The following is a 22,917-nucleotide window of genomic DNA, read 5'->3' as shown; positions in this document are numbered from 1 at the left end:
CGCAGCCGGCGCCGCCCGGCCAGCCGAACCCGCCCCCCAGCCGGCGCCGGCCCCGGAGCCGCAACCCTCGGTCGGTTCGGTCACCAACCTGCCGTTGCCGCGCTTCGCCGCATTGCGCTCGGACGAGGTGAACCTGCGCACCGGCCCAGGCACCCGCTTCCCGATCGAATGGACCTACCAGCGTCGCGAACTGCCGGTGGAGATCACCCGCGAATTCGAGCTCTGGCGCCGCATCCGCGACCCCGAGGGCACGGAAGGCTGGGTCCATCAGTCGACGCTGATGGGTCGCCGTAGCGCCATCGTGCGCGGCGCGCCGAACGGCGAAACAGCGCTGCGCCGGCGGCCGGAGGAGGGCGCTGCGACGGTCGCCCGGCTGCGCCCGGGCGTCGTCGTGCGCCTGCGCCAATGCGAGGCGCGCAACCCCTGGTGCGAGGTGCAGGTCGGCGACTACCGCGGCTACATCCTCCGCGCAGAGGTCTGGGGCGTCATGCCGGATGAGGAAGTGAAGTAGCGACGCTGGACGCCCCGCCGCCGCCGGGCCTAGCCTGCCGTTCATGCCGGACGAGACGCCCATCCCCGCGATCCACGACATCGGCGGCCTGGCCCGCTTCCACTGCACGCCGGTGGAGCACGACGAGGCCCCGCCCGACGCCTTCGGCAAGAAGGTCGATGCCCTGCGCCAGGTGCTGGCGCAGAAGAGCCTGATGACCGTGGACGAGCTCCGCCGCGGCATTGAGAGCATCCCCGAGGGGGACTATTTCGCCCTCGGCTACTACGAGCGCTGGCTGCGTTCGATCGCCGGGCTGATGGTGGAGAAGGGCATCGTCGGAAAGGACGTGCTGGGATGAGCGACGCCCCGCGCTTCGCCCCCGGCGCCACGGTGCGCGTGAAGGACGATTGGCCGGAACGCCGCGGCCCCTGCCATATCCGCACGCCGCACTACATCCGGGGCCGCACGGGCACCGTGGTGCGCCCGCTCGGCGCCTTCGCCAACCCCGAGGACCTCGCCTTCGCGCGCCCGGCGCCGAAGCGCACGCTCTACCACGTGCTGTTCGAGCAGGAGCCCATCTGGCACGAGGGCAGGCCGGGCGACACCGTGATGGTCGAGGTCTTCGAGCACTGGCTGGAACCCCACCCCGCGGCGCCCGGCGCTGCGGGCATCCCGGAGGAGGCCTGATCATGGCCGCACCCCCGCGCCCCGAGAGCCTCGCGCTGCTCGATCGCCTGATGGCCGCGCTGGAGGCCAAGGGCGTCGTCACCGAGGCCGAGATCGCCGAGCGCCAGGCCAATACCGACAAGGCCAGCCCGGAAACCGGCGCCCGCATGGTCGCCAGGGCCTGGACCGATCCCGCCTATCGCGCGCTGCTGCTGTCCGACGGCAAGGCGGCCGCGGAGCAGATGGGCGTGTCGATGGCCGGCGCGCCGCCGCTCGGCGTGCTGGAGAACACCCCGGCGCGGCATCACCTGGTCGTCTGCACTTTGTGCTCCTGCTACCCGCGCGCGGTGCTCGGCTATCCGCCGGGCTGGTACAAATCCTTCGCCTACCGGTCGCGCGCCGTGCGGGAACCGCGTGTCGTGCTGGCCGAATGGGGGCTGAACCTGCCGGACAGCGTTGAGGTCCGCGTGGTGGACAGCACGGCGGACTACCGCTGGATGGTGCTGCCGATGCGTCCCGCCGGAACCGAAGGCTGGGACGAAGCGCGGCTGGCGTCGATCATCACGCGCGACGCGCTGGTCGGCGTGGCGGTGCCGAAGGTAGCCGGCCCGCGGCCGGCTGCTTGACTCTTTAGCCCGCAGACACCGGGCGGCCCGCATCCGCGGGCCTCGGCTTCGCGCGGACCTGGCGCGCCTAGAGCGGTTTCCGTTCGCCTTGGCTCACGGCAACCGCTCCAGCCTCTTGTTTTCGCGAGCATCTTTGCCCGATCAGGTGATTCCACCTGATCGGGATCTGCTCTAGCGCAGCGGCCGATCTTCAGGCGCCCGCCGTCACCTCGACCGGCGGAGCCTCCGCCACGGCCGGGGGCGGGTCATCGCCGACCTGCACCGTCACATCGACATGCAGCCCCTCGAAATCCTCCGCCTTGCCGATATAGCCGCCACCGACCGGCACCGCCTGTTCCGGCGTGCGGGTCGAGCCGACGCGGATCAGGTTCTCGCCGGCCACGAGGCCATTGGTCGGGTCGTATTCCACCCAGCCGGCGCCAGGGACATAGACGGAGCACCAGGCATGGGTCGCGCCGCCGCCCACCACGCCGTCGCCGGCCGTCTCGTAGAGGTAGCCGGTGACGAAGCGGGCAGCGAGGCCGAGGGAGCGCGCCGCCTCCATCATCAGCAGGGTGAAGTCCCGGCAGGCGCCCTTCCCGGAACTCAGCGTCGCAATCGGGCTGTTGGTACCTTCCTCGTCCCGCGCCTCGTAGGTGAACTCGTCGCGGATGGCACGCGTCATCGCCTCGAGCATCGGCAGGGTGCGGGTCAGGCCACCCTGGGCGAGGAAGCGGCGCGCCCAGGCATCCACCCTACGGTCGGGATCCGGCAGGTGCCGCTCCCGCAGGCGGGCGACATCGGGCGCTTCCTCCGCCCCATAGGAGAAGGGAAAGATCTCGACCGCAGGATCGAGCGTCGCGCGCGGCAATTCGGGCCCGGCGGGGTAGTGGGTGAGGTCGAGCGCCGAGATGATCTCGAGATGGTCGGCGCGCGCCTCCGGCGACCATTCCAGCAGGCAGACGGAATTGCCGAAGACGTCATGGGCCCAGCGCGTGACGGCCGGAGCCGGAGAGACGGAGAGCGTCGCGTCGTGCAAGCGCAGGTCGTGGCTGTCGCGCGGGCGCACCATCAACCTGTGCTGCGCGAGGCCGACCGGATTGCGATAGGCGTAGCGGGTGGTGTGGCGGATGCGGACACGGGCCATGCGTCGGTTCCTCGGCAGCGCCGGCAGACTACACCGCCGCGCCGCGCGTTACCGCCCCCGGCCTTGCGCCGATCGGCGCGACCTGTGACCGATCGAATGCCCGCCCGCGGCGCGCTGCGCGACCGTGTCATACCTCCCACGGCCACCGGCCATACGCTGGCCGGGTGCACCGCCGGCGCTCCGGACAGCCTGGGGCGAAATTCTGGAGCGGCCCCCTTTGCCACGCCTCACGGCGGGCGCTCCACGCCTCTGCTCCTGCGAATTTCGGCGGCAAATCCGTCTTGCTCTACCCGATCGGCATCTCCGCCGGCGTCGTGGGTCCGAAAGCGCTGCGGAGATGATTCGCGGATCGCCGGCCCCTGTTGCCGGCGACCTGCCTGTCCGCTGCGCTCGCAGCCGAGCACAGCGGTCGGAGCCTTACGCCGCGCCGTAGATGAACACCGGCATGGGCTGGGTGTCGTCCTCGACGCCCTTCACGCCCGGCACATTCTCCGCCAGTACGCGCAGCGCCTTCTGCACCGCGTCGCTACGGCGGAAGCCGTGGAAGGTCACAATGCCGTCCTTGACCTCGACCATGGTGTAGAAAGTGTCGGTCCAGGGTTCCTTCTTCATCGCCGCCATCACCGCGCGGCGCACCCGCTCGTCCGAGAGCTCGGCATCCACGTGCGGCGGTGCAACCAGAGCACGCAGCAGGTCTGCGCGGCTGACGATGCCCTTCAGCTTCTCGCCTTCCACCACGACCACGCGACGGACCTTCAGGTCCTCCATCATGTGGGCGATATGGGCGGCGGTGGTGTCCGGTGTCACGGAAACGACCTTTTCCGTCATCAGGTCCTTCGCCGTCACGCCATGGGTGCGGGCGTAGCGTTCGGCCTGACTCGCCGGATCGGAGAACAGCGCCCCGAACCAGGAGGTCGGCTTGTCCTCCTCGCCCGCCAGGCGGCGGATCAGATCCGCCTCGGTGACGATGCCGAGGACCTTGCCCTCCGCACTCACCACCGGAACGGCAGAAATGCCACGGTCGGCGAGCAGCCGGGCTATCGCCAGCACCGGCGTCTCGGGCGGCACGGTCACGACGTCAGGGGTCATCAGGTCGCGAGCGACGGGGCCGGTCATGGTCTTCCTCCGGAACTGGATGAGCGCAAGGTGGGGCGATCGCGCCCCCCTCGCCTTGCGCCAGATCAACGGGGCGGGCGTCAAAGCCACGGAAGACGAGGCTATCAACGCCTTTGCCCGGACGATAGCGGGGGAATTCTTCATCATCCGGACAGGTAGCCGCCACGTGACACGGCCGCGGCGGCGGAACCGGCGGCCCGATGCTGTTGACGGGGGCTTGCTCCCGGGGGTGCGAAACTCACCCGGAAAAGGGGGGGGGGGGGGGGGGGGCGTGCCCCCCCCGCGCCACCCCACCAAAGGCCGAAGGGCCTTTGGAAACCATCACCTGGTGTTGGGCGGGACGGGAACTTCGCGACGACGAAGGAAACGCCCTGCCCGAAGCCCGGGAAACTCTCCGGGCGTCGTGCCCGACACCAGGTACCGGCAGGTCCAGGGTGCACTGCACCCTGGCGGGGTGAGGCTTGGAGAGGGGCGGCGTCCCTCTCCAACCGACGGCGCCATGACTTCGCGCGCTTGCGGCAAAGCCCCTCGCGGAACACCCGCCGACGACCTTCCCGCTAGACCCGGCCGTACTCCACTGCGACGACCCCGTTCGGGAACGGCCGCGTGGCCACGAGCCGCCACCCGCGCGCAGCGCCTTCCGCCGCGAACAGCCTGGGCCCGGCGCCGAGCGTGACCGGCACGATGAAGAGCTCGATGCTGTCCACCAGGTCGAGCGCCAGGCAATGCTGCGCCACCGCCGCGCCGCCGAGCAGCCAGATGTCGCCCGCCGCCTCCGCCTTCAGCCGCGCAACGATGGCCGCGACATCGCCGGCCGCCGCCTCCACCCCCGCCGGAGGGTCGGCGTCGAGCGGCCTGTGCGTGAGCACCACCATGCGCTTGCCGGCATAGGGCCAGTCGCCGAACCCACGCGCCTGGTCGTAGGTCGCGCGTCCGGTCAGCACCGTGGCGATCCCGGCGAGGAACCCGGCGGTGCCGTAGTCCTCTGCCTCGAAGGGCCCGAGCCAGCCGACCTCCCCTTGCGAATCGGCCAGGCAGCCATCGAGCGAGATGGCGGCGTAAAGGCGCAGGCGAGGCGTCATGCCTGGCGTCTCCAATAGGCGCGCACGGCGCGGACCCGTTCGAGCAGTGACGGCGCCGTGCCGCGCAGCATTGCCCGCGCGCGCGTCGCCGCGCCGTGCAGCGCCGCCTTCGCCCGGCGCATTGCGCGTCGCACCGCCTGCCAGGCGGCGGAGGCATCGAGGAAGGCATGCGCGCGCGCGAGCAGCGCCAGCACCTGGCCGCGTGCCCAGGCGAAGGCACGGATCTCCATCAGCTTCGGTTCCGCCACCACGTAGAGCCGGGCCGAGAAAGCGGTGCCGATGCTCTTCGCGGCGAACAGCAGCGCGAGCCCGGCCAGCGGATGCCCCGTTCCGATCAGCCACAGCGCGCCGAGTTTCACGGGGAACAGCGCGGCGATCGGCACCAGGAAGAACAGCAGCACGATATGCGCATCGAGCCGCAGCACCAGCCGCTCCAGCGCCGCGAAGACCGGGATGCGCGCGATCAGACCGCCGATCGCCTTGGCCCAGCGCCAGATCGTCTCCTCCAGCACCACCCAGAGGAAGGCGAGGAGCAGCAGCGGCGGGCGCAGCAGGGTACGGAGCGACGGCATCGGCGGCAGGCTATCCGATCGGCGCGCGGATTTCTTCCGGCAGGGCGCAGAGCCCGGCGGCGCGCAGCCGCGCCGAGAACTCCGGATCCGCCGTGACCACGGCGAAGGGGATGGCGAGCAGCAGGGAGGCCAGCACAGGCATGGCCAGCAGCAGTGCCAGCGGCGAGGCGCCGGCGAAGGCCAAGGTCAGCGCGATGCCGGCGACCGTCGGCGGCCAGAACTGCCGCGCCGCGTCGCGCCAGGCCACGCCGCGGTCGGCGCGGTTCTGCGCTGCCCAGCCGACCTTCACGCCGAAGGGCAGCGCGAGCAGGAACAGCGTCTGCGCCATCAGCCGCGCCGGTTCCATCAGCGTGGTGAAGGCGATCTCCGCCGCCGCACCGCGGGCGAAGGCGGCGCGCCCGCCGTAGCGATCGGCGAGCGCCGGCTTCAGCAGCACCTCCGCATAACCGACGAGCTTCGGCGCGTAGTGGCAGGCCCAGGTCGCCGCGAACAGCGCGACCAGCGCGCCGGTCGGCGTCGCCTCCCCGCCGCCGGTCAGCGCGTTCACGGCCGCGAGCACCAGGATGGCGCACCACAGCGGCGCGCCGAGAAACAGCAGGATCGCCTGCACCAGCTGCCAGCGCGCCATCGGTGTCATGCCCGGCAGGCGCAGCAGCGCCAGATACTGCATGTTGCCGCCGGCCCAGCGCAGGTCGCGCGTGACGAAGTCGCCGAAGGTCGGCGGGTTGCCTTCCGCGCTGCCGGTGTCGTCGGGCAGCACGCGGACCTTCCAGCCGGCGGCGTGCAGCCGCGTCGCCTCCACCTGGTCGTGGGAGAGGATGCGCGAGCCGTCGGGCAGCGGATCGAGCCGGCACAGTTCGCGGAACGGTGCGATGCGGATGATCGCGTTGTGGCCCCAGTAAGGCCCCTCGTCGCCCTGCCACCAGGCCTGGCCGGTGGCCCAGGACCGCATCCCCTGCCGCATGCCGAACTGGAACAGGCGAGGGAAGGCGGCGGTCGCCGGCCGGCCATGGATCAGCTGCTGCACGATCGCGAGCCGGTCATCGGCCTCCAGGCAGGCGACCATGCGGAGCACGGCCTCGGGTGTCATCTCGGAATCCGCGTCGAGGCAGAGGAAGTAGTCGAGCCCCTCCGCGTGATGGTCCAGGAAGTCCATCACATTGCCGGCCTTGAAGCCCTCGTTCACCGCGCGACGGCGGTAACGCGCGTTGGGGCGGCTTGCGGCGAAGGCGCGCATGGCGGCGTCCTCGACCTCGGCCGCCGGTCCTGCCGGGGTGTCGGACAGCACCCAGAGCACGAAGCGGTCCGGCGGCAGCCCATCCATCAGCCGGCCGAGCGACGGCAGGACGGCCTCCATGTTCTCGTTGCGCACGCAGATGGCGATGGCCGTGCGGCCGCGCGGCGGCCCCTGGCGTGCGCGGCTCAGCGCCGGCAGCACCGCCGCCGGCGGGTCCCGCGCGCCGAGCAGGATCGTGAGACCCACCAGGGCATTTGCCGCCGACAGCGCACTCCAGGGAATGGTGCCGAGGTAGCAGAGCAGGATCAGCACTTCCCACACTGTCCAGCCGCCCGGCGCGAGCACCGCGACGGCGAGCGCCACCAGGCCCGCGGTGATGGCGAGCGCGAGAAGCAGGAAGGCGATGCGGCGCGGCAAGGGGGATTCGGCGGGCACGACGCGACGCTATGTCGTGAGCGTGGCGGGAATGCGTAAGGCGGGGGGAGAAGAGAACTTCTCCCCCCGTACCCCCCTCAACCTTCTTTGGCACTGGGGGACTGACCTCCGAAGTCAGTTCCCAGGTGCCAAAGAAGGGAGGGGGTTCGGGGGAGGTTCACCCTCCCCCGACCTTCAATCGATCTGCGCCCCCGAAGCCCGCACCACCGGCGCCCACTTCGCCACCTCCTCCCGCATGAAGGCATCGAAGGCCGCCGGGCCGAGCGGCCACGGCTCCGCCCCATACTCGCGGATGCGCTGCGCGATTCCGGGGTCTTCCAGCGCCGCGACGATCTCGCCGCCGAGCCGTTCCCGGATCGACGCCGGCACGCCCGAAGGCGCTGCGATACCGTACCAGGAGGCGACGTCGAAATCCGGCACGCCCTGTTCCTGCAGGCTCGGCACTTCCGGCATGGTGCTCGCCCGCCGCGCGGTGGAGACGCCGAGCGCGCGCAGCATCCCCGCCAGCACCTGCTGGCGGGAGGCCGGCGCGTTGTCGATGGCGAACAGCGTCTCCCCGTTCATCACCGCGGCCATCGAGGGCGCGGTGCCGCGATAGGGCACGTGCGTCACCTCGATCCCCATGCGCATGCCGAAGAGCAGGCCGGAAAGATGCGACGATGTCCCCGAGCCGGCGGAGGAGAAGTTCGCCCGCGCCGGATTGGCGCGGCAGAAGGCGACCAGTTCCTGCACGCTCTTCACCGGCCCGTCGCCCTTGACGATGAGCACGTTGGGCAGCGCCGCGAGGCGCGCGACGCCCGGCAGGTCCTTGAGCGGATCGAAGGACAGCCGGCGGTAGAGCGTCGGCCCGATGCCATGCGAGGCGATGTGGTTCACGTAGTAGGTGTAGCCGTCCGGCGCCGAGCGCGCGGTCACCTCCGCCCCCACCATGCCGCCCGCGCCGGGGCGCGGGTCGATGATCATCGGCTGGCCGAGCTTCTCGCGCAGCCGGTTCTCCATCATGCGCAGGAAGATGTCGGAGACGCCGCCGGCGGCGCCGCCGATGACGAAGCGGATCGGCTTGTCGGGCCAGGTGCCCTGGGCGCGCAGCGCCGGCGCGGCAAGCGTGGCGCCGGCCGCGCCGAGGACGAGGCGACGTGTGATCATGCGGTTCCCTCCCAAGCCCGCGTCTGGCGGCGGGCGACGGCAGGGAGCCTAGCATCGGGAAACGGGGGCGCGAAAAGCGCCCCCGCCGCGCGTCAGGCCGCGGCGCGGATCGCCGCCGCCTTCACGTCGTCGCCGACCGCGCCGGCGAAGGCCGCGAAGTTCTTCTCGAACAGCCCGACGAGCTGCGTCGCGGTGCGGTCATAGGCCGCCTTGTCGGCCCAGGCGTCGCGCGGGTTCAGCAACTCGCTGGGGATTCCCGGCACGGCCTTCGGCACCAGCAGGCCGAAGAACGGATCCTGCACGAACTCGACCTTCGCCAGCGAGCCGTCCAGCGCCGCGCGCAGCAACCCGCGGGTCACCTTGATCGGCATGCGCGACCCGGTGCCGTAGGCGCCGCCCGACCAGCCGGTATTGACCAGCCAGCAATCGGCGCCGTGCTTGGCGATCAGCTCCTGCAGCATCCGTCCGTAGACCTCCGGATGCCGCGGCAGGAAGGGTGCGCCGAAGCAGGTGGAGAAGGTCGCCTGTGGTTCCTTGCCGAGCCCCTTCTCGGTGCCGGCGACGCGCGCCGTGTAGCCCGAGAGGAAGTGGTACATCGCCTGCGCCGAGGAGAGCTTGCTGATCGGCGGCAGCACGCCGAAGGCGTCCGCGGTCAGCATGACCACGTTCCTCGGCAGGCCGGCCGTGCCCTTCTCCACCACGTTCGGAATGTAGTGGATCGGGTAGCAGGACCGCGTGTTCTCGGTCAGCGAGCCGTCATCGAGGTCGAGATGCCCGTCCCCATCCGCCACCACGTTCTCGAGCACCGTGCCGAAACGATGGGAGGCGGCCCAGATCTGCGGCTCGGCCTCCTGGCTCAGCTTGATGACCTTGGCGTAGCAGCCGCCTTCGAAGTTGAAGACCCCGGCATCGGACCAGCCGTGCTCGTCATCGCCGATGAGCTGCCGCTCGGGGTCGGAGGACAGTGTCGTCTTGCCGGTGCCCGACAGGCCGAAGAACAGCGCCACGTCGCCCCTGGCGCCGACATTGGCGCTGCAATGCATCGGCAGCACGCCGCGTTCCGGCAGCAGCCAGTTCATGACGGTGAAGATGCTCTTCTTGATCTCGCCGGCATAGGAGGTGCCGGCGATCAGGATGGTCCGCGTCTCGAGCGAGAGCGCGATCACCGTCGTGCTGCGGCAGCCGTCGATCGCCGGGTCGGCTTCGAATTCCGGGGCGTGCAGGATGGTCCAGTCCGGCGCGAAGCCGTCCAGCCCGTCCTTCTCCGGGCGGATGAACATGTTGCGCGCGAACAGCGCGTGCCAGGCATTGGTCGTCACCAGCCGCACGCGGATCCGGTGCGCCGGGTCGGCGCCTGCATGCAGATCCTGCGTGTAGAGTTCCGCCTTCTGGCCCAGATAGGCGCGCACGCGCCCGGCAAGGCCGGCGAACCTGTCGGCCGGCAGGGGCTGGTTGATCTTGCCCCACCACACGGCGTCCCGGGTCGCGGGCTCGTCCACCACGAACTTGTCCTGCACCGAACGGCCGGTGTGCTGGCCGGTCACGGCGATGAAGGCGCCATCGGCGGACAGCCGCCCTTCCCCGCGGCGCAGCGCCTGCGCCACCAGGGCAGGGGCGGTGAGGTTCGAATGGACCTCCCCGCTCGGGGAAACGCCGGTGCCGGCGAGCGCGGTGGAAGCGGAAGACATGCGGAACCGTACTCCTGGAAGCCACATTGCGGGCCAGTGACGGCGCATGTCCGCGACGGCGGCGGCAGAATTGCGGCGAAACCCGCCGCGCCTCAGCCGGACCGCCCGGGCGTCGTCCGTCCCTCCCGCGCCGCGCGGATCAGGGCCGCGCGCACCCCATCGGCATCGCGCACCGGCGCCGGGAAGGCAAGACGAACCGTCCGGTTACCTTCCGAGATGTCGCAGCCGTCCACATCCACGGCGACCAGCCGCCAGGGGCCGGGACCGGCCGAAAGCAGCCCTTCGGCGATGGCGGCGACCGCGTCGGCGTGGTCCTCGTTCACGTGGGAAATGATCCCGGCCTCCGCCGCCAGCACGGCGGCGACCGCCTCGGGGTCGGGGGAGAGGTCGCCGGCCTTGAGCCGCTCCGCCCGGGCGAATCCGCCGACCAGCAGGGCGCCGCCGATCCGCACCCGCCACAGGGCGAAGTCGGCGAAACCGGCATAGAGCGCCGCATAGGGGTGCCGGGCCAGCCAGCGGGCCTTGAGCGGCGCGGTCTCCTCCTCCGGCACGCGCGCGGCGAGGCCGGTGACGGTCACGCGCGGGGCGGTCTGCGGGTTCGCTCCCTCTGCCCTGCCCGTGAACAGCAATGCGCAGCGCGGCTCGGCGGCCAGGTGCCGGGTATGCTCGGACAGGCTCGAGAGCCAGAGCAGGGGCGAAAGGTCCGGCGCGGGCGCCGGCGTCACCAGGCTGGCGAAGGGCTGCCCGGCGGCGGAACTGGCGAGCGTCGCGGCCAGCCCCCCTCGGATCAGCGCCCGGGCCTCACAAATCCCCTGCTGAGAGCCCATGTCTTTCCCCGGCCCGTCTCGTGCCACAATCCTGCGTGATGGTGGGTCGAGCCCCACCGCCGCGCAACCGCGGCCGCCCGACCGACGCCCCGGAGCACCGGATAGAGAGATGCCCCAGACCATCGCCCTCGTGGACGACGACCGCAACATCCTGACCAGCGTGCAGATGACGCTCGAACAGGAAGGCTACACCGTCCGGACCTTCACCGACGGGGAGAGCGCGCTGCAGGGTCTGCTCGCCCGCCCGGCCGACCTTGCCGTGCTCGACATCAAGATGCCGCGCATGGACGGGATGGAGCTGCTCCAGCGGCTGCGCCAGCGGTCCAACATGCCGGTCGTCTTCCTCACCTCGAAGGACGAGGAGGTGGACGAGCTGATGGGCCTGCGCCTCGGCGCCGACGACTACATCACCAAGCCCTTCAGCCAGCGCCTGCTGCTCGAGCGCATCCGCGCCCTGCTGCGCCGCAACGAGGCTTCCCGCGCCGAGGGCTCCGGCGCGCCCCCGGGCGGCGTCATCGCCCGCGGCGACCTGGTGCTGGACGAGACCAAGCACACCTGCGTCTGGAAGGGCGGCCAGGTGCAGCTCACCGTCACCGAATTCCTGCTGGTGAAGGCGCTGGCCATCCGCCCCGGCATGGTCAAGAACCGCGACCAGCTGATCGATGCCGCCTACGGCGAAAACATCTACGTCGACGACCGTACCATCGACAGCCATGTCAAACGCATCCGCAAGAAGTTCCGCCAGGTCGATGGCGAATTCGACCAGATCGAGACGCTCTACGGCATCGGCTACCGCTACAAGGAAGGCTGACACGGTGAACGGGGCGGCTTCGCATGCCTGACGGCTCGGCCCGCCGGCCGGTGGCGAAGCCGCGCGCGGAACTGTCCGCCGAGCCGCGGCGCATGCGCCGCTTCTCCCCCCTGCTGCGCCGCATCCTGCTGGTCAACGCCGTGCCGCCCGCGCTGCTGGCGGCCTCGCTGCTCTACCTCGACCAGTACCAGAACGGGCTGATCGCCGCCGAGGTCGAGGCGCTGCGCACCCAGGCGCGCATCTACGCCGGCGGCATCGCCGAAGCCGCGGTGCGCATCGACGGGGACCGCGCCATCCTGGTGCCCGAAGCCGCCCGCCCGCTGCTGCGCCGGCTCGTCGAGCCCTCCCCCAACACCCAGGCGCGCCTATTCGACAACACCGGGCTGCTGGTCGCCGACAGCCGCGTGCGCGAGGGCCCTGGCGGCGCGGTGGTCACCGAGCCGCTGCCGCCGCCCGAACCGCGCGGCGCGCTGACCACGACCGTCGCCGGGGTCTATGACCGGCTGGTCACCGTGCTGCCCGGCCCGCTGCGCAGCACCGGCGGTAGCGGGGGCGTCGCGGTCGATGTCGGGCCGGAAGCGCCGGATTTCGACTGGCAGCCGGATCTCGGCCCGGATCGGCGGGAGGAGCTCCGCCTCGCCCTCGAAGGCGGCGTACGCCCCTATATCCGCCGCACCGGCGACGGGCGCCTGCTGGTCAGCGTGGCCGAGCCTGCACGCCGCGGCGGCCAGGGCGTCGGCATCGTGCTGCTGACGCGCGAGGCGCGCGAGGTCGACCAGCGCCTGTTCCAGATCCGCGCCTCCGTCCTGCTGCTGTTCGGCACGGCGCTGGTGCTGACGGTGATGCTCTCCTTCTACCTCGCGCGCACCATCGCGACGCCGATGCTCGATCTCGCGCGCGCGACGCAACGCATCCGCGAAGGCGAGGGGCGCGAGGAATCCGTCCCCGAGCCCCTGCTCGACCGCAACGACGAGATCGGCACCCTGGCGCGCGACCTGCAGAATTCCGCACGCGCGCTGTGGGCGCGCATCGACGCCAATGAACGCTTCGCCGCCGATGTCGCGCATGAGCTGCGCAACCCGCTGACCAGCGTGCGCAGCGCGCTCGAGACGCTGCGCCGCATCGAGAACCCGGAGAACCGCAACCGCCTGCTCGACATCATTGCCGAGGACGCCGTGCGCATGGACCGGCTGATCGCCGACATTTCCGATTCCTCGCGCGTCGATGCCGAACTGTCGCGCACCGTTTCGGCGCCGGTGGACATCGCGCCGATCCTTTCGGCGCTCGCGGACCTGCACGACGCGACGCGCAAGCAGGACGACCCCGTCGTGGTGCTGGAGGCCGCGCCCGGCCCGCTGGTGGTGCGCGGGGTGGAAGGACGCATCGTGCAGGTGTTCCGCAACCTGCTCGGCAACGCCATCTCCTTCAGCCCGGCGCGGGGGCATGTCTGGGTGAAGGCACGGCCCGCCGGCGCGATGATCGAAGTGGCGATCGAGGACGAAGGCCCGGGCATCCCCGAACAGAAGCTCGAAAGCATCTTCGAGCGCTTCTACTCCGAGCGGCCGCGCGGCGAGCGTTTCGGCCAGCATTCCGGCCTCGGGCTTTCCATCAGCAAGCAGATCGTCGAAGGGTTGCGCGGCACCATCTCGGCTGAGAACCGGCGCGACGCGGATGGCAAGGTCGTGGGGGCGCGCTTCGTCGCACGGTTGCCGGTAGGGTAGGCGCAAGCGGGCGAGGCTCCGCCTCGCGCTCCGCCGGAGCGGTTTCCGTTCGCCCTGGCTCACGGCAACCGCTCCAGCCCCTTGTTCTCGCGAGCACCTTTACCTGATCAGGTGAATCCGCCTGATCGGGCTCGCTCCCAGGGGCGCCGCCCGCGAGACCCCCGCCAGGCGGCACGGCCACCTGGACCGCCTTCCGCATCGCGCGCGGGGCGTGAATGCGTCGGCGGCTTTTGGCAGGATGAAGGGATGGATGACCTGTACGACCGTCGCGACAGCCGGCCACGGGCCCGCAACGTGCTCGGCGGGCTGCTGCTGCCTTGCTCGGTCGCGCCGCTGACCGGGTTCTTCCGCGACGGCTGCTGCACCACTGGGCCCGACGACGTCGGCCTGCACGCGGTCTGCGCCGAGATGACGGCGGCATTCCTCGCCTTCAGCCGCGCGAGGGGCAACGACCTTTCGACACCGCGACCGGAATTCGGCTTTGCCGGGCTGCACCCGGGCGACCGCTGGTGCCTCTGCGCCGCGCGGTGGGAGGAAGCACGGCGCGCAGGCGTCGCGCCGCCCGTCCTGCTGGAGGCGACGCACGAGGCGGCGCTGCGGGTGACGACGCGGGACCACCTCCTCGCGCACGCTGTCGGCGAGTGATAACGCTGAGGCTGGCCGGTATCGTGGCCTATGCGGCTGGCGCCGCATGCCGCGGCCGCTGCGCCGCGATGCGCGTCAGCACGGTTTCGACGTCGTAGGGCTTGCCGATGAGGTCGAACTCGCCGGCGCCGCCGTGTTGCGTCAGAGCCTCCGCCGCATAGCCGGAGGCGAGCAGCACGCCGATCCCGGGCCTGAGCCGCCGCGCCTCCCGCGCCAGGTCGACGCCGGTCATGCCGCCGGGCATCACCACATCGGAGAACAGGATGTCCACCTGCGCGCCTTCCTGCAGCAGGGCCAGGGCGGTCGGCCCGTCCGGCGCCGCCAGCACGGCGAAGCCCGCATCCTGCAGCATGTCCACCGCGACCGCGCGCACCGTCGGCTCGTCCTCGACCACCAGCACCGAGAGGCCGACGCCGGAGTGGCTGCCCGGCCGGGCCGGCGCGGCGGTGCCGCCGACCGCCGCCTCGGTCGCCGAGCCGAGCGGCAGGTAGAGCGTGACCGTCGTCCCCCGCCCCGGCGCCGACTGGATGGCGACATGCCCGCCGATCTGGCGGATGAAGCCGAAGACCTGCGAGAGGCCGAGCCCGGTGCCCTGCCCAGCCGGCTTGGTGGTGAAGAAGGGTTCGAAGGCGCGCTCGCGCACCGCGGGCGCCATGCCCTGGCCGGTGTCGCGCACCTCGATCGCGACATAGGGGCCGGGCTGCGCCTCGGTATTGCCGGCCAGCGCCTGTTCCTGCAGCCAGGCGCGGCGCGTCACGATGCGCAGCTTGCCGCCGCGCGACATGGCATCGCGCGCATTGATCGCGAGGTTGAGCAGCGCCGCTTCGAGCTGCGCCGCATCCGCGCTGCAGCTCGGCAGCTTCGGGTCGAGCGCCAGTTCCACCGTGATCGATTCGTCGAGCGCGCGGCGCAGGAGCGGCAGGAAGTCCCTCAGTAGCGCATTCGCATCCACCGTGGTCAGCGTCAGCGGCTGGCGGCGGGCGAAGGCGAGCAGGCTGGCATTCAGCCGCGCGCCGCGGTCCACCGCCGTGACCGTGGCGGCGATCAGGCGCTTGGTCCGTTCGTCGGCGCGGCTGCCCAGGTGGCGTTCCAGCGCGCGCGCCGTCCCGAGGATGGCGGTCAGCAGGTTGTTGAAGTCGTGCGCCACGCCGCCGGTCAGCCGGCCGAGTCCTTCCAGCCGCTGCGCGTTGCGCAGGTTCTCCTCCGCCGTCTCGCGCCGGGTGATCTCGGCGCGCAGCTCCGCGGCATTGGCTTCGAGCCGGCGCAGCGTGTCGTCGTCCGTGCGCTCCATCCGCCAGGCCCGCAGCGCGACGAAGGCGAGCAGACCGGCCAGCGCCAGGCAGACCGCGATGTTGGTCGCCATCCGGGCGGGTGGCTCGGCCTCCCGCTGGGCGGCGGGCAGGGCATAGACGAGGTAGAGGGGAAGATCGCCCACACGCTCCCAGGCGAGGAGTTGCTGCGCGCCGTCCCCGAAGGGGTCGGCCGTCAGCATCCGGTGGTCGCCGCGGGCGATGGCAAGGCGCAGCGGGTCCTGCGGCCCGAGCGGGGCAGGCAGCGTCTCGCCGGCGCCCTGGCGCAGCAGCACGGTGCCGTCCTCCCGAAGCAGCGCGAAGCGGCCCCCGGGGGCGCCGGCGGGCTGCCAGACCGCGGCGAAGGCATCCCCCCGAAGCGCGGCGAGCAGAACGCCGTCGAATGGGCGGCCTTCCGGCGCGCGCGGCTGGCCGATCAGCAGTCCCGGCCAGCGGCCGGGAAGGTCGCGCGGCACCGTCTCGAAACTTGGGCCGCGCAGTCCGTCCCGCGCCGCACGGAGCGATTCGAGACCGCGCAGGTCGGCCGAGGCGGCCGCCTCGGTCCCGCTCGCGGCCGCCACCCGGCCATCCGGCCGGACCAGCAGGAGGGAGAGAGGGATCGGCTGGCTCTGCTCGATGCGGCGGATATCCGCCTGCAGGGCGGTCCGGCGCGCCTGCACCTGCGACCAGGCGAGGGTCGCCGTGGCATCGTCCAGCCGGTCGAGCGAGGCCTGCGCGACCTGGACCAGCCGCAGCACCTGTTCGCGCCCCAACAGGCAGGCACGGGTGACCTGCGCTGCCGTCTCCTCCCGCCGGTAGCCCTTGTCGTGCATTGTCAGGACGATGAAGAGCAGGCCCGGCATCAGCACCGCGGCCAGCAGGATCAGCACCGGAACGAGGTGCCGCCTGCGATGGCCGGGCATGGTGCTGGACGAATCGAACAAGCGAAGGGTCCCCGAATCTGTGCGGATCCGCCGCCGTCGGCGACACTGGCGCTGCGTCCCGGCCGCCGCCGCCGGATCATTCGACGCGGAGAATCACTCGCCGCGAGACATGGCAGGCTGCCGCAACCCGGGCCACGCGATCAAGCCTTGCGAGCCCGATTTTATTCCGCCGGTGCCGGCTCCGGTACACGGCGGCGGCGGATGCGCCATTCCTGGCCCAGCGCCATCACCGAGGTCAGCAGCATGAAGGCGGCCGCGGCGAAGAAGACCAGCCGCGGCTCCCCGGCATCGAGCAGCCAGCCGAAGAGCAGCGGCCCGGCCATGCCGCCGAGGTTGAAGCCGGTGGAGACGATGCCGAACACTGCCCCGGCCTGCCCCGGGGGGGCGGCGGCGCGCACCAGCATGTCGCGCGACGGCATGATCATGCCCGACAGGAACCCTGCCGCAGCCATCACCGGCACCAGCGCCGGTCCGGGCAGGCTGCCGCCGCCCACCAGCAGCACCAGCGCCGCCGCCGAGCCGAAGCCGAAGGCGGCGACCAGCCCATGGTTCCGCGTGCGGTCGGCGACGACGCCGCCGGCCAGGACGCCGCCGGCGCTGGCGAACAGGAAGGCCGTCAGCGCCGCATTGGCCAGGGTGAGCGACAGCCCCTGCCCATCGACCCAGGCGGCGACGGAGAAGTTCTGGATGCCGCCATTGGACATGGCGAGGGTGACGAAGAACAGCGTCATCGCCAGCACGGCGGGCGACAGCACCCGGACCGCCCCGCTGCCCGCCGCCGCGGCCTTGGCGCCGGCGGGCTTGGGCGTGGCCTGGGGCGCCTGCGCCAGCAGCAGCGGCACGGCGGCGATCGGCCCGAGCAGCCCCGCCGCGATCAGCGCCGCCGCCATGCCGAGCCAGGCCGCCATGCCGAGCACGAAGGCCGGCGCGATCGCACCGCCCAGAAAGCCCGCGAAGGTATGGATGGAGAAGGCGCGGCCGACCCGTGCCTCGCCGATCGAGGCGCCGAGGATGGCGTAGTCCGCCGGGTGGTAGACGCTGTTCGCCAGCCCCGCCATGGCGGCGGCCGCGATCAGCCAGGCATAGCTGCCGGTCAGCCCGAGCAGGATGAAGGACGCCCCGCCGAGCAGCAGCGCCGCCGCCAGCATCCGCCGCGGACCCAGCCGGTCCACCACGAAGCCCATCGGCGCCTGGGTGAAGAAGGAGACGATGTTGAACGCCGTCAGCGCCAGGCCGAGTTCGACATAGGAGACGCCGAGGCCTTCGCGCAGCAGCGGGAACAGCGGCGGGATGACCAGGTAGTGGACGTGGCTGACGAAATGCGCGGCGCAGATCTCCGCCAGCGTGCGGCGTTCCTGCGCCGTCCAGCCGGCCGCCATCTCAATGAGCCTCCGCCCAGGAATGGCCGGTGCCGACCTCGACCGCGAGCGGCACGCGCAGGGAGGCGACCGATTCCATGATGTCCTTCACCAGCGCGGCGGTCGGCTCGACCTCGGCTTCCGGCACCTCGAACACCAGTTCGTCGTGGACCTGCAGCAGCATGCGCGCCTTGAGCCCCGCCAGCTTCAGCGCGCGCGGCAGGCGCACCATGGCGCGCTTGATGATCTCCGCGGCACCTCCCTGGAAGGGGGCGTTGATGGCGGCGCGCTCGGCGCCGGCGCGGCGGACAGGGTCCTTGGTGGCGATGTCGGGGATCCAGAGCTTGCGGCCGAAGGGGGTGCGGACGAAGCCGTTGGTCCGCGCTTCCTCCTTCAGCCGCTCCATCTCCTGCCGGATGCCGGGGTACTGCGCGAAATAGGCGTCGATGATGGCGCGCCCCTCGGCCGGCGGGATGCCGAGGCGGGAGGCCAGCCCGAAGGCCGACATGCCGTAGATGATGCCGAAATTGATCGTCTTCGCCCGGCGGCGCGCTTCCTTGTCCACCTTGCCGCGTTCGAGGTGGAAGATTTCCGCCGCCGTGCGCGCATGGATGTCCTCGCCATGCTCGAAGGCTTCGCGCAGCGTCGGCACCTCGGCGAGATGGGCGAGCAAGCGCAGCTCGATCTGCGAATAGTCGGCCGACACCAGCACATGGCCGGGCTCGGCGACGAAGGCGCGGCGGATGCGCAGGCCTTCCTCCGAGCGGACCGGGATGTTCTGCAGATTCGGGTCGTTGGAGGACAGCCGCCCGGTGCTGGTCCCCGCCATGCCGTAGGAGGTGTGCACGCGCCGGTCGGCGGGATCGATCTGCGCCGCCAGCGCCTCGACATAGGTCGATTTCAGCTTGGCGAGCTGGCGCCAGTCCAGCACCCGCGCCGCCAGCTCCACACCCTGCGCGGCGAAGTCCTCGAGCACCGAGGCATCGGTCGAATAGGCGCCCGTCTTGCCCTTGCGGCCGCCGGTGAGCTTCATCTCGTCGAACAGGATCTCGCCGAGTTGCTTGGGCGAGCCGACGTTGAACTCGCGCCCCGCGAGCTTGTGGATCTCCTTCTCCAGCACCGCGAGGCGCTGGGCGAAGTCCTCGCCGATGCGCGCGAGCTCCGCGCCATCCACCTTGATGCCGGCGGCTTCCATGTCGCGCAGCACGGCGACCATGCGGCGTTCGACCTGCTCGTAGAGCGCCAGCGCGCCGTCCTCCCGCAGCCGGGGCTTCAGCAGCAGCCACAGGCGCAGGGTCACGTCCGCATCCTCCGCCGCATAGGCGGTGGCCTTGTCGAGCGGCACCAGGCCGAAGGGGATGCGCGCCTTGCCGGTGCCGGTCACCTCGTCGAACTTGATCGGCGCGTGGTTGAAGTGCAGGATCGACAATTCGTCCATGCCATGCCCATGCTTCCCCGCCTCCATGGCGTAGGAGAGCATCATGGTGTCGTCGATCGGCGCGATGACGGCGAAGCCGCCATTCTCCTCCCGCGCCAGCACCTCGAGGTCGTACTTCGCGTGCTGGAACACCTTCAGCACGGTGGCGTCTTCCAGCAGCGGGCGCAGCAGGGCGAAGGCGCGCCCGAGCGGGATCTGCGCGGGCGCCGGCCCGGAGAGCATGTCCCCCGTGTCGCCATGGCGGATCGGCACGTAGCAGGCCTTGCCGGGTGCGGTGGCGAGGGAGAACCCCACCATCTTCGCGCGCCGTGCATCGAGGCTGTCCGTCTCGGTGTCCAGCCCGACCACGCCGGTCTCGGTCGCGGCGGCGATCCAGCGCGCCAGCGCCTCCTCGGTCGTGACCGTCTCGTACGGCCCGAAGGGCGCGGCGAGGTCCGGCGCGACCGGCCCCGGCGCCGGCGCGTGCCGCAACACGGCGGGCGGCGCGCCGCGGCGGGCCGGCTCGCTGCCTTCGCCGAGCTTGCCCATGCGCGCGAGGATGGAACGGAAGCCCATCGCGCGGAGGAAGCGTTCCAACTTGTGGTCGCCGGGGGGCTTCGCGGCGAAATCCTCGATCGGGAGCGGCAGCGGCGCGTTCTCGTCCAGCAGCACCAGGCGACGGGAGATGCGCGCCTTCTCGGCATTCTCGATCAGCGCCTCGCGCCGCTTCGGCTGCTTGATCTTCTCCGCGTTGGCCAGCAGCGATTCCAGGTCGCCATACTCGTTGATGAGTTGCGCCGCGGTCTTGATGCCGATGCCCGGCACGCCCGGCACGTTGTCGGTGGAATCGCCGGCGAGCGCCTGCACCTCCACCACCTTGTCCGGGGTGACGCCGAACTTCTCCAGCACCTCGGGCTCGCGGATCGGCTTCTGCTTGATCGGGTCCAGAAGCTGCACGCCGGGCCGGACGAGCTGCATCAGGTCCTTGTCCGAGGAGACGATGGTCACCCGGCCCGGCCCCTCGGCGAGATAGGCCTTGGCATAGGCGGCGATCAGGTCATCCGCCTCGAAGCCTTCCTGCTGCACCCGCGCGACGCCGAGCGCATCCGTCGCCTCACGGATCAGGTCGAATTGCGGGATCAGGTCTTCCGGGGGATCGGGGCGATGCGCCTTGTAGTCGGGGTAGATCTCATTGCGGAAATTCAGCCGCGCGGCGTCGAACACCACCGCGATATGGCTGCCCGCATGCCGCGTGAGGAACTGCGAGAGCATGGAGGTGAAGCCATAGACGGCGTTCACCGGCACGCCTTCCGGGTTCGTCATCGGCGGCAGCGCGTGATAGGCGCGGAAGATGTAGCCGGAGCCGTCCACCAGGATGAGGTGGCGCTCGCCTGGCTTCACCTCGGGCAGCGCCTCAGAGGCGGCGGCCGCCTCGGCGAGCGCGGTCCCCCGCGGTCGCGAGGCCTCCGGAGCCCGGGATTCGTCAGTGTCCATGGTCCTCGCCTGCGCCCTCGGCGAGGACGCCGCCGCCGTGAGAAAGCATAGTGTTTCCAACGCCCTATTAAGCGATCGCGCTTTTCTGCTCACATACTGCACCACCGCGCCACCAGGCGGCAGCCTCAGCAGCATATGCCTCCGGCATCAGATGTGCATACCTCTGCGTCATGGCCAGGCCCGACCAGCCGCCGGCCACCATCAGCCGCAGCGGGTCCTTGTGGATCGCGTAATGCCACGACGCCCAGGTGTGGCGCAGATCATGCGGCGTGATCGCCGAAACCCATTCCCGCCGCTCCTTGCCCTTCCGCATGACCGTCCGCCACTGACCAGGGAGCCCGGCCCGCCGCACGGCAGCATGAAAGGCCGTGTCGATCTGGCCCCCGCTTTCCCGCGTCAGCCCGAAGTAGCTCTTGGGCTCGATGAGCTTCCCCCGCCGCCGCCTGGGGGGCGGCCGGAAGACATGCCCGTGCCGATGGGGCAGCCCATCCAGGGCATCACACACGACCAGTGGCAGGTCCACCTGACGCTCGTTCCCCTGCTTCTGCCAGACCACGGCGCGCGCGCCCCGCAGGTCCACCCTCGACCATTCCAGTTCCAGCGCCTCGGAGAGCCGGCAGCCGGTGCCGATGAGGAACACCAGCAGAGGCTTCAGGTGGGGGGCTGCGGCATCAACCAAGCGCGTCGCTTCGGCCGGGCGCAAAAAGGTCGTCGTCGTCTTCGGCTGGCTCGGCTTCTCGAAGGCAGGGCGCTGGCACCACTTGCGGACTGCCGCATGTTCCAGCACCGCGGAAAGGGGCGTCAGGACCGACCGGAGCTTGTTGGCATTGCTCGCGCCGTTGCCCAGGATGGCCCGATATCCGGCATCCAGCGCGACCTGGTCGATAGCGGCCAGGCGCATCTTGCCGAAGTGGCTGATCAGTCGCGCGACGTGTCCATGGGTGCGGGGTGAACGAGGCTCAGCTTCGAGGTATGACGCTGCGGCCTGAGCGAAGGTGACGACGGCGTGGGCGCCGTAGATGGCTCGCTCGAATATCTCGCGCTCCCGCTTGGCCTTGGCTTCCTCCGCGAGCCCGCGATCGCTAGTGCCAGCGCTCTCGTATACTCTTTCTCCGCGGAGGGTGCCGCGGATGTAGAACATCTCGCTGCCTTTGCGCCGGACGAGCTTGAGGGGCATGGGGCGAAGGTCTCCAGAAGGCGGGCAAAGTCCTCGGGGGAGAAGATGATACGCCGTCCGACGCGCCTGTGGGTTGGCTTCCCGGCGTGCATCGGGTGCGCGGCGAGATGGGCGAGCAGGAAGGTGCGCCCGCAGCGCAGGCGCTCCAAAGCATCTGTCAGGGTCAGGAAGACCTCACCCACCCCCGCCTCCCTCGCGCTCCGGCGGCTGCTGTGCCAGCCTGACGAGCCGCAGCGCATTCGCGATGCCGGCTAGCTCCCCGGCGAGGCGCCACAGGCTCGACAGCGAGTAGATCGCGTGGATGTCGATGTCGGTATGCGGTAGGCGTCGTATCGCGTTGTCGATCGCGTCGGCGGCGCCTTCCAACGTATCGGCCAGCTGCTCCAGATCGACGTCGCCATCGGGCCAGCGGCTCAGGATCGGGCCCGTCATCTGACGACACTCCAGACAGCGAGCGCGCCGATCAGCGCGCCGGCTATGAGGCCGCGCACGAAGCCGCGGCCGAAGTGGCGAGCGCGATCAACCTCAGGCATCGCGAGCCTCCTCGGCGCGGGCGCGCTCGTGGCGGTAGGCCCAATTGCCGGCGTAGGGGAGCAGCGCCCACCAGATGCAGCGCGGCAGCCGGCCGGAGGCGAGGATCACGGTCCAATAGGCGAGGCAGTCGCGGGCGGCGAGCGCCAGCATTTCCACGCGCGTCATCGGGCCATCTCCATTTCGCGTTTCAACGCGCGGCAGAACGACGCCGCCGCTTCCTCGCCCTGCTCCGCCGCGACAGCGGCGAAATCCTCCGCGAGCCCGGCGGCATGGACCCATGCGGGGATTTGGTAGCCGCGCCGGGTAGCCCAGGCGCGCTTGCGCGCCTCCGACATGCGCGCGCGGACCTCGGGGTCTGCGAGGGCGCGCTTGCTCGCCTCCGACATGCGCGCGCGAACCTCGGGGTCAGCCCAGGCGCGCTTGCTCGCCTCCGACATGCGCGCGCGGACCTCGGGGTCTGCGAGGGCGCGCTTGCTCGCCTCCGACATGCGCGCGCGGACCTCGGGGTCTGCGAGG

Annotated in this window: 22 protein-coding genes; 7 read left to right on the top strand and 15 right to left on the bottom strand. The window is 71.2% G+C overall.

Annotated elements, in window-relative coordinates; all coding sequences use genetic code 11:
- The 4 genes from GXW74_RS26270 to GXW74_RS26255 all read left to right on the top strand — a co-directional run.
- Positions 1 to 511: SH3 domain-containing protein (locus tag GXW74_RS26270; protein WP_338148345.1), on the top strand; the 511-nt coding region annotated here is incomplete at its 5' end.
- Positions 512 to 554: 43 nt separating this feature from the next.
- Entirely contained in the window at positions 555 to 848 is a 294-nt protein-coding gene (locus tag GXW74_RS28510; protein ID WP_211849707.1) for an SH3-like domain-containing protein, read from the top strand.
- Positions 845 to 1,177 (top strand): SH3-like domain-containing protein, encoded by a 333-nt coding sequence (locus GXW74_RS28505; RefSeq protein WP_211849705.1) that lies wholly within the window; start codon positions 845 to 847, stop codon positions 1,175 to 1,177. The genes GXW74_RS28510 and GXW74_RS28505 overlap by 4 nt, the downstream gene beginning before the upstream one ends.
- A 2-nt stretch (positions 1,178 to 1,179) precedes the next feature.
- On the top strand, positions 1,180 to 1,782 hold the full coding sequence (locus GXW74_RS26255) for a nitrile hydratase subunit alpha (RefSeq protein WP_211849704.1): 603 nt from the start codon (positions 1,180 to 1,182) through the stop codon (positions 1,780 to 1,782).
- Between the two features lie 190 nt (positions 1,783 to 1,972).
- Here GXW74_RS26255 and GXW74_RS26250 read toward each other — a convergent pair whose 3' ends face one another.
- From GXW74_RS26250 to GXW74_RS26215, 8 genes are all read right to left on the bottom strand, one after another.
- Entirely contained in the window at positions 1,973 to 2,908 is a 936-nt protein-coding gene (locus tag GXW74_RS26250; RefSeq protein ID WP_211849702.1) for a transglutaminase family protein, read from the bottom strand.
- A 417-nt stretch (positions 2,909 to 3,325) separates the two neighbouring features.
- Positions 3,326 to 4,024, bottom strand: a complete 699-nt coding sequence (locus GXW74_RS26245) for a CBS domain-containing protein (RefSeq protein ID WP_246524183.1) — start codon at positions 4,022 to 4,024, stop codon at positions 3,326 to 3,328.
- A gap of 557 nt (positions 4,025 to 4,581) precedes the next feature.
- Complete coding sequence (locus GXW74_RS26240; RefSeq protein WP_211849701.1) at positions 4,582 to 5,106, bottom strand: dihydrofolate reductase family protein; 525 nt, start codon at positions 5,104 to 5,106, stop codon at positions 4,582 to 4,584.
- Positions 5,103 to 5,678, bottom strand: coding sequence for a hypothetical protein (locus GXW74_RS26235; RefSeq protein ID WP_211849699.1), 576 nt, complete (start codon positions 5,676 to 5,678; stop codon positions 5,103 to 5,105). Before GXW74_RS26235 ends, GXW74_RS26240 begins: the two co-directional genes overlap by 4 nt.
- Positions 5,679 to 5,688: 10 nt before the next feature.
- Entirely contained in the window at positions 5,689 to 7,332 is a 1,644-nt protein-coding gene (gene mdoH, locus GXW74_RS26230) for a glucans biosynthesis glucosyltransferase MdoH (RefSeq protein ID WP_246524181.1), read from the bottom strand.
- Between the two features lie 192 nt (positions 7,333 to 7,524).
- Positions 7,525 to 8,496 carry a Bug family tripartite tricarboxylate transporter substrate binding protein gene (locus GXW74_RS26225; protein WP_211849696.1) on the bottom strand — a complete coding sequence of 324 codons (972 nt, stop codon included), beginning with the start codon at positions 8,494 to 8,496 and terminating at the stop codon, positions 7,525 to 7,527.
- A gap of 92 nt (positions 8,497 to 8,588) precedes the next feature.
- Positions 8,589 to 10,184 carry a phosphoenolpyruvate carboxykinase gene (locus GXW74_RS26220; protein ID WP_246524180.1) on the bottom strand — a complete coding sequence of 532 codons (1,596 nt, stop codon included), beginning with the start codon at positions 10,182 to 10,184 and terminating at the stop codon, positions 8,589 to 8,591.
- A gap of 92 nt (positions 10,185 to 10,276) precedes the next feature.
- Positions 10,277 to 11,011: a HugZ family pyridoxamine 5'-phosphate oxidase gene (locus GXW74_RS26215; RefSeq protein ID WP_211849694.1), complete on the bottom strand. Its 735-nt coding sequence runs from the start codon at positions 11,009 to 11,011 to the stop codon at positions 10,277 to 10,279.
- Between the two features lie 109 nt (positions 11,012 to 11,120).
- Here GXW74_RS26215 and GXW74_RS26210 point away from each other — a divergent pair, with 109 nt between their 5' ends.
- From GXW74_RS26210 to GXW74_RS26200, 3 genes are all read left to right on the top strand, one after another.
- Positions 11,121 to 11,822, top strand: coding sequence for a response regulator transcription factor (locus GXW74_RS26210; RefSeq protein ID WP_211849693.1), 702 nt, complete (start codon positions 11,121 to 11,123; stop codon positions 11,820 to 11,822).
- Between the two features lie 23 nt (positions 11,823 to 11,845).
- On the top strand, positions 11,846 to 13,543 hold the full coding sequence (locus GXW74_RS26205) for a stimulus-sensing domain-containing protein (RefSeq protein ID WP_408903895.1): 1,698 nt from the start codon (positions 11,846 to 11,848) through the stop codon (positions 13,541 to 13,543).
- A gap of 246 nt (positions 13,544 to 13,789) precedes the next feature.
- Positions 13,790 to 14,188, top strand: a complete 399-nt coding sequence (locus GXW74_RS26200) for a DUF2237 family protein (protein ID WP_211849691.1) — start codon at positions 13,790 to 13,792, stop codon at positions 14,186 to 14,188.
- A 28-nt stretch (positions 14,189 to 14,216) separates the two neighbouring features.
- Here GXW74_RS26200 and GXW74_RS26195 read toward each other — a convergent pair whose 3' ends face one another.
- The 7 genes from GXW74_RS26195 to GXW74_RS26165 form a co-directional block, all read right to left on the bottom strand.
- A complete protein-coding gene (locus GXW74_RS26195; protein WP_211849689.1) occupies positions 14,217 to 16,421 on the bottom strand; it encodes a hybrid sensor histidine kinase/response regulator in 2,205 nt (734 codons plus the stop codon).
- 161 nt (positions 16,422 to 16,582) lie between these two features.
- Positions 16,583 to 17,800, bottom strand: coding sequence for an MFS transporter (locus tag GXW74_RS26190; protein WP_211849687.1), 1,218 nt, complete (start codon positions 17,798 to 17,800; stop codon positions 16,583 to 16,585).
- A 1-nt stretch (position 17,801) separates the two neighbouring features.
- A complete protein-coding gene (gene polA, locus GXW74_RS26185; RefSeq protein WP_211849685.1) occupies positions 17,802 to 20,690 on the bottom strand; it encodes a DNA polymerase I in 2,889 nt (962 codons plus the stop codon).
- A gap of 67 nt (positions 20,691 to 20,757) precedes the next feature.
- The gene (locus tag GXW74_RS26180) at positions 20,758 to 21,867 is read right to left on the bottom strand and encodes a tyrosine-type recombinase/integrase (RefSeq protein WP_211849681.1); all 1,110 of its coding nucleotides are present in this window, start codon (positions 21,865 to 21,867) and stop codon (positions 20,758 to 20,760) included.
- Between the two features lie 174 nt (positions 21,868 to 22,041).
- Complete coding sequence (locus tag GXW74_RS26175) at positions 22,042 to 22,299, bottom strand: hypothetical protein (protein ID WP_211849680.1); 258 nt, start codon at positions 22,297 to 22,299, stop codon at positions 22,042 to 22,044.
- Between the two features lie 93 nt (positions 22,300 to 22,392).
- The gene (locus GXW74_RS26170) at positions 22,393 to 22,566 is read right to left on the bottom strand and encodes a hypothetical protein (protein ID WP_211849679.1); all 174 of its coding nucleotides are present in this window, start codon (positions 22,564 to 22,566) and stop codon (positions 22,393 to 22,395) included.
- Positions 22,563 to 22,917, bottom strand: a 355-nt coding sequence (locus GXW74_RS26165; RefSeq protein WP_211849678.1) for a hypothetical protein, incomplete at its 5' end; no start/stop codon positions are given. The genes GXW74_RS26165 and GXW74_RS26170, both read right to left, overlap by 4 nt.

It is taken from the genome of Neoroseomonas eburnea, from assembly GCF_018129005.1.
Lineage (GTDB): Bacteria > Pseudomonadota > Alphaproteobacteria > Acetobacterales > Acetobacteraceae > Neoroseomonas > Neoroseomonas eburnea.
The sequence above is the reverse complement of the archived record's forward strand: the minus strand, read 5'-3'. Positions and strand labels throughout refer to the sequence as shown.